General features: G+C 61.5%; 6 protein-coding genes and 2 pseudogenes. 6 read left to right on the top strand and 2 right to left on the bottom strand.

The genetic code is table 11. The features are described 5' to 3' along the window. From LD28_RS0111200 to LD28_RS0111190, 3 genes are all read left to right on the top strand, one after another. Positions 1-922 (top strand): ATP-binding cassette domain-containing protein (locus tag LD28_RS0111200; RefSeq protein ID WP_033137051.1); only part of this gene is annotated, 922 nt, incomplete at its 5' end. Further along, the gene (locus LD28_RS0111195; RefSeq protein ID WP_033137050.1) at positions 919-2670 is read left to right on the top strand and encodes an ABC transporter transmembrane domain-containing protein; all 1752 of its coding nucleotides are present in this window, start codon (positions 919-921) and stop codon (positions 2668-2670) included. The genes LD28_RS0111200 and LD28_RS0111195, both read left to right, overlap by 4 nt. 166 nt (positions 2671-2836) lie before the next feature. Next, positions 2837-3310 carry a DUF4442 domain-containing protein gene (locus tag LD28_RS0111190; protein WP_019446113.1) on the top strand — a complete coding sequence of 158 codons (474 nt, stop codon included), beginning with the start codon at positions 2837-2839 and terminating at the stop codon, positions 3308-3310. Positions 3311-3343: 33 nt separating this feature from the next. Here the strand turns inward: LD28_RS0111190 and ybcJ are convergent, their stop codons facing one another. Then, on the bottom strand, positions 3344-3577 hold the full coding sequence (gene ybcJ / locus LD28_RS0111185; RefSeq protein ID WP_033137049.1) for a ribosome-associated protein YbcJ: 234 nt from the start codon (positions 3575-3577) through the stop codon (positions 3344-3346). Between the two features lie 217 nt (positions 3578-3794). On the opposite strand from ybcJ, the pseudogene LD28_RS22290 reads away from it, so the two are divergent. From LD28_RS22290 to pdxY, 3 genes and pseudogenes are all read left to right on the top strand, one after another. Continuing rightward, positions 3795-3914: pseudogene (locus tag LD28_RS22290) on the top strand (LA_2272 family surface repeat-containing protein); the annotation flags it as partial. 83 nt (positions 3915-3997) lie between these two features. Then, complete coding sequence (locus LD28_RS0111180) at positions 3998-4777, top strand: DUF429 domain-containing protein (protein ID WP_033137048.1); 780 nt, start codon at positions 3998-4000, stop codon at positions 4775-4777. Positions 4778-4960: 183 nt separating this feature from the next. Next, the gene (pdxY, locus tag LD28_RS0111175; protein WP_033137047.1) at positions 4961-5824 is read left to right on the top strand and encodes a pyridoxal kinase PdxY; all 864 of its coding nucleotides are present in this window, start codon (positions 4961-4963) and stop codon (positions 5822-5824) included. Between the two features lie 74 nt (positions 5825-5898). On the opposite strand, the pseudogene LD28_RS0111170 reads toward pdxY, so the two are convergent. Continuing rightward, positions 5899-6042, bottom strand: a pseudogene (locus LD28_RS0111170) (NUDIX hydrolase); the annotation flags it as partial.

The following is a 6042-nucleotide window of genomic DNA, read 5'->3' as shown; positions in this document are numbered from 1 at the left end:
GACCCTGGGTGAGCTCACCAGCTTCACCCTGTACCTCGGCCAGCTGATCTGGCCGATGTTTGCCATTGCCTGGCTGTTCAACATCATCGAGCGGGGCAGCGCCGCCTACTCCCGTATCGAGAGCCTGCTGGGGGAGCGCAGCGATATCGAAGAGCCCGCCCAGCCGGCGGCGTTTGCCTCTGCCTTTCCTTTGCAGATCAAAGGGGTGAGCTATCGACTTGAGCAGCGCACCCTGCTTGCGGATATCGACGTTACCCTCAAGCAAGGGGGCATTCTCGGGGTGGTGGGACGCACCGGGGCAGGCAAGAGCTCTCTGCTCAAGCTGTTGATGCGCCTAGCCAACCCGACTGACGGTTCGATTGCCATGGGCGGTGTACCGATTGATCAGCTGCCACTCGCCACACTGCGCAGCCAGTTTGCCTATGTGCCGCAGGAGCCATTCCTGTTTTCCACCACCATCGCCGCCAATATCGCCCTCGGCAAACCCGATGCGAGCCGCGAGGAGGTCGAACGGGTGGCGCGCATCGCCTGTGTCCACGATGACATTCTTCGTTTCCCCAAGGGGTATGAGACCGAGGTGGGCGAGAAAGGAGTGACCCTCTCCGGCGGCCAGAAACAGCGGCTGGCCATTGCCCGCGCCCTGCTGCTGGATGCACCCATTCTGGTGCTCGATGATGCGCTCTCGGCGGTGGATGCCCACACCGAGCAGCAAATTCTGCACGCCCTCAAGGCCCATCGCCGCACTTTGATCCTGGTCAGTCATCGCATGACGGCGGTGGAGCAGGCCGACGAGATCCTGGTGCTTGAGCAGGGGGCTGTCAGCGAGCGGGGCCATCACGGTGCCCTGATGGCGCACAATGGCTGGTATGCAGATATGGTGCGTTACCAGCGTCTCGAAGAAGCCGTGGAGGAGAGCCTGTGAATCCGACCATTAAACGACTGCTCGCCTACTGCGCTCGTTATCCTCGCTGGCTGATTCAGGCGGGGATTTGCCTGCTGCTCGCCACCGGCGCCGAAGTGGCCGGGCCGCTGCTGATCAAGCTCTTTATTGACGACTATCTGGCACCGCGCAATATCGTGCTGCCCACCATAGCCCTGATTGCAGCGGGCTATCTGGGCTTGCAGGTGCTCTCGGCGGCGGGTTTCTATTTGCAATCCCTGCGCTTCAATCGCATTGCTCAGGCGGTGGTGCAAACTTTGCGCGAGCAGGTATTTGCTACCGCCATCCGTTTGCCGGCCCGCTACTTTGACAAGCATCGCTCCGGCTCGCTGATTTCCCGCATCACCAACGACACCGAGGCGATCATGAACCTCTATGTGCAGGTGATCGGCTTGCTGGTGCAAAAAGTGGTGCTGCTGTGCGGCATCCTCATCTCCATGGCGCTGCTGGATCTGCGGCTGATGCTGGTCTGCTCCTTGCTGCTGCCCGCGGTAGGCGGGGTGATGTGGCTCTACCAGAAACTGAGCGTGCCGGTGGTGCGAGCGACCCGCAGCCTGCTCTCCGACATTAACAGCCGCCTCAACGAGTCGCTGCAGGGGATGCCGGTGATCCAGGCCATGGTGCAGGAGCGCCACTTTGCCAACGCCTTTGCCGAGGTGAACCAGCAGCACTGGTCGGCACGGATCAAGAGCCTCAAGATCAACGGCATTTTGCTGCGTCCGCTCATCGATCTCTTCTACATGATGGTACTGATCGGTCTGTTGGCGCTGTTTGCCCACGAGGGATTGAGCAGCGCTGGTGCCATTCAGGTGGGGGTGCTCTACGCCTTTATCAGCTATCTGGGGCGGATGATCGAGCCCTTGATCGAGATGACCAACCAGCTCAACCAACTGCAGCAAGCAATGGTTGCGGGGGAACGGGTCTTTGCCCTGCTCGATGAAACCCGCGAGAGCACCGACGGCGAGCTGCTCCCGCTGGCAGGGCGGGTCAGTTTCGAGCGGGTGAGCTTCTCCTACGATGGCGAGCAGCAGGTGCTGCGGGAGGTCAGCTTTACCGCAAAACCGGGCCAGATGCTGGCGCTGGTGGGCCATACCGGCAGCGGCAAGTCCACCATCATCAGCCTGTTGATGGGCTTCTATCCGCTGGATCAGGGGCAGATCCGCTTCGATGATCACGCACTGGATACCCTGTCGCTGGCGGCGGTACGCCGCACTATCGGGCTGGTGCAGCAGGATCCCTTTATCTTCGTCGGCACTCTGGCGGAAAACCTGCGTCTCGGCCGCGCCGGCATAGACGACGCGCGGCTCTGGCAGGCGCTGAGCGAGGTGCAACTGGCCGAGTTTGTGCGCAGCCTGCCACAGGGGATCAACACCCTGATGGAGGAGGGGGGCAAGAACCTCTCCGCCGGTCAGCGGCAACTGCTCTCCTTTGCCCGCGCGCTGGTGGGGGATCCGCGCATCCTCATTCTGGATGAAGCGACGGCGAGCGTGGACTCCCAGACCGAGCTGGCGCTGTCGCAGGCGATTTCTGCCGCGCGTCGTGGCCGCACCACCATCGCCATCGCCCACCGCCTCTCGACCATCGTCGATGCGGACGAGATCCTGCTGCTCTCCCGTGGTCAGGTCAACGAGCGGGGCAGCCACAGCGAGCTGATGGCCCTCGGCGGTCACTATGCCCAGCTGTTCGAGATGCAGAGTCAGGGGGCTTGGCTGGAAGAGAAGCGCGCCTGATCGGCACATCTGCTGTTAAGCAGTGACATGAACGAGAAGAGGGAACCGGTGCGGTTCCCTCTTTTTTGCGCCTATCAAATGGTCATAACCGTGATCCCTGTGCTTGTCGAATGATACAGATGTAGGCAACATGTTGTTTACATTAACTCATCGGATCAGTTCGCATATGGATTTGCAACGCTTCAAAGCCAATCTGGCGCTTCGGCTGTTTGCCTGGCGCTACATTCCCGTCATCGGGTTTTGTGCCCCGATCATCGAAGAGATGAACGCCAAGGCGCTGCGCATTCGCATTCCCCTTGGCTGGCGTACCCGCAACCATCTGGGCAGCATGTATTTTGGCGCGCTGGCAACGGGCGCTGATCTGGTGGGCGGTCTGCTGGTGATGGAGAAAGGGCGGCAGCGGCGCAAGAAGGTGCACTTCGCCTTCAAGGATGTGCAGGGGGAGTTTTTGAAACGACCGGAGGGGGATGTGCAGTTTGACTGCGCTGCAGGGGAGGAGATCGATGCCATGATCGACGAATCGCTGGCAAGCGGTCAGCGCATCAATCGCCCCATCCAGGTGGTGGCCACCTGTCCGTCATTGAACGGGGATGAGGCGATGGCGCGTTTTGTGCTGACCCTGTCGATCAAGGCCAGCTAGCGGGGTTGCCGAGGGTGGCGCCCCGAAACGGGCTTAGCCAATCTCCGGGCTGATGCCCTCTTTGACCACGACCTTCATGCCGTTGAAGTTGACCACCTGTTCGGCCACGATCTTGCAGCGCTTGCGGGTCTCGACTTGACCATCCACCTCTACCAGCCCTTCGGCAACGAGGGCTTTGGCGGCACCGCCACAATCGGCCCACCCCTGATGTTTGATAAGGTCACACAAGGCAACGAAGGGGTGGCCTTCGAGCAGAAACGTCTCCATGGGAAATCCTCTAGATGGATGAATGCCGGATACAGCAGGGCGACTATTTTAGGCAGTTCGGTCAGGCAAAGAAAGGAAGAGGGGCCACTCGCTGCGAAAAAGTGGCCAATTGCCCCTGAGCTGGCGCGTTTGCAAGACCCGACGGTCAAGTGAGAGGGCCGCCCGTGACGTATCGTGACACACCTCGTCCCTGCTGGTGTGCCCACACTCTCCCCTCCAGATTGGTTTTATCAATGCCACTCGGCATCTCGATGGTTTGCAGATCGGGCTGGCCAACTACGCCGCCAACGGCGTTTTCCCCATTTTGCCGCTGGTGAACTGCCAGAAATCGTTCTGACCAGGCAGTTCGTTTTGCGTTAAAGGCATCTGCTGATTACCCTGTGCCTCTTGCAACTTGTGACAGGCGAAAAGAGGTAATTGATGACGGCAGGGCAGATGAGTGCAATCGGGATCGGCTGGGATGTGCGTGGCTGGCAAGGCAGCGCCCAGGCGGTGGCCGTGGTGGGCTGGCAGGCCGGTTCGAACCGCCTGCACTGGCTCGGGGTGTCGCCGCTGTTTCGCCTGAGCTCGCGGGTGGCACCGGATCTGGCGGCCCTGTTGCGTCCGGCCCTGCAAAACGAGGCCGCGTTGGCGCAGGTCGAGGCCTGCCCGCAACTGGCGCTCGGCATCGATGCGCCGCTCGCCTTTCCCCGCGCCTTGCGCGATCTGCTCAACGGTCAGCCACACAGCTGCGCCGTGCCCGAGCGGGAGATAGACAACCCCTACGCCTATCGCGACTGCGAGCGCTGGTTGTATCAGCAATATGGCAAGAAGCCGCTGTCGGCCACCTTCGACCGGCTCGGCAACAACGCCACCCTGGCGCTCTCCATGCTGCCGCAGCTCTCGGATCTGCAACTGGTGCCCAAGGTGCAGGCGCTGGCCAGTCGCGCCGTGCTGGAGGTCTATCCGGCACTGGCCAAGGTGGCTGGCAAGGCATCTCCCGCACGGCCCGAGCTGGCGGCCTTGCTGCCTGCCGATGTGGTGCCGGATACGGATCGCTACGATGCGGCGCTCTGCGCCCTGATGGCGCTGCAATATGCCGCTGGTGGCAAGGTGACGGTGTTGCCCGAGTTGGTTCAGGCACCCAGTGATATGCCCCGTGACGAAGGGTGGGTCTATCACTTTGCCCGCCCGTCGGGCATTGAGCGCAACGGGAGATGACCGATGGTGAGCGGAGCGTTACGACATGGCTGGCCGCCGCTCACCCTGCCGACGCTGGCGAAATGGCGCAAAAAACCTCTTTTTAGTCAGGAAATTGCCTGTTCATCCCGCGACAAGGTGGCGCATCGTTATCGTCATCCGATATATTGCCCACCTTGCTGATCCTTTGCTGTGGTATTCCCGATGAAATCCGTTCTCTCTATTCAGTCCCACGTGGTCTTTGGTTGTGCCGGCAACAGCGCAGCCGTCTTCCCCATGCGCCGCCTTGGTATGGATGTATGGCCCATCAACACGGTGCAGTTTTCCAACCACACCCAATATGCCCAGGGGTGGCAGGGGATGGCGATGCCGGCGGGCCATATCAGCGCGCTGGTGAAAGGATTGGGCAATATCGAGGTGTTGAGTCAGTGTGACGCTGTGTTGAGCGGCTATCTTGGCTCCGCCGAGCAGGGGGACGAGATCCTGACCGTGGTCAACGCCGTCAAGGCGGCCAACCCCGATGCCATCTACTTCTGCGACCCTGTGATGGGTCACCCGGAGAAGGGGTGTATCGTTGCCCCCGGCGTCACCCGTTTTCTGACCGAGCAGGCGCTGCCGGTGGCCGACATGATGGCCCCCAACCTGCTGGAGCTGGAGACCCTCTGCGATACCCATCTGGCGGATCTGGACCAGACCCGCGCCGCCGCCCATCAGCTGCTGGCCCGCGGCGTCAAGCTGGTGCTGGTCAAACATCTCGGTCGTGCGGCGCAGGACTCCAGCCGCTTCGAGATGCTGCTGGCCACCCCGCAAGGGGATTACCTGATTGCCCGTCCGCTCTATGACTTTGCCCGCCAGCCGGTGGGGGTGGGCGATCTTATCAGTGCCCTGATGCTGGCCAATTTGCTGGCAGGCCACGATGCGGTGAGCGCGTTCGAGCGCACCAACGCCTCGGTGGATGCAGTGCTGCAAGAGACCTGGCGCCAGCAGGCTTACGAGTTGCAGTTGATCGCTGCGCAAGACGCCTTTGCCCTGCCAGAGGTCGAGATGCGGGCAGTGAAATTGCCCTGATGTGCGTTGTTGCGGATGCAAAGAGGTGAGCCATTGGCTCACCTCTTTTGTTTGTGCAGCCCTAGCCAAAGGGGTTAGCGGATCAGCCCCTGTTCAACCAGCCAGGCAAAGAGCAGGCGGGAGACGGGGGAGAGCTCGTCGAGATGGCGACTGTCGAGCCAGCGCAGTTCGGCGATTTCGGCCGAGGCGACCGGGGTGCCGCTGGCTTCGCCGGTGTA

This window comes from Aeromonas finlandensis, assembly GCF_000764645.1.
GTDB classification, from domain to species: domain Bacteria; phylum Pseudomonadota; class Gammaproteobacteria; order Enterobacterales; family Aeromonadaceae; genus Aeromonas; species Aeromonas finlandensis.
Note: the sequence above shows the minus strand (reverse complement) of the source record. Positions and strands in the feature narration are given on the sequence as shown.

What these genes read in the sequence shown, in the direction of transcription:
- ybcJ (WP_033137049.1), bottom strand. Translation starts at nt 3,577, where the DNA reads ATGGAGACGTTTCTGCTCGAAGGCCACCCCTTCGTTGCCTTGTGTGAC.
- pdxY (WP_033137047.1), top strand. Translation starts at nt 4,961, where the DNA reads ATGAAATCCGTTCTCTCTATTCAGTCCCACGTGGTCTTTGGTTGTGCC.
- LD28_RS0111180 (WP_033137048.1), top strand. Translation starts at nt 3,998, where the DNA reads ATGACGGCAGGGCAGATGAGTGCAATCGGGATCGGCTGGGATGTGCGT.
- LD28_RS0111190 (WP_019446113.1), top strand. Translation starts at nt 2,837, where the DNA reads ATGGATTTGCAACGCTTCAAAGCCAATCTGGCGCTTCGGCTGTTTGCC.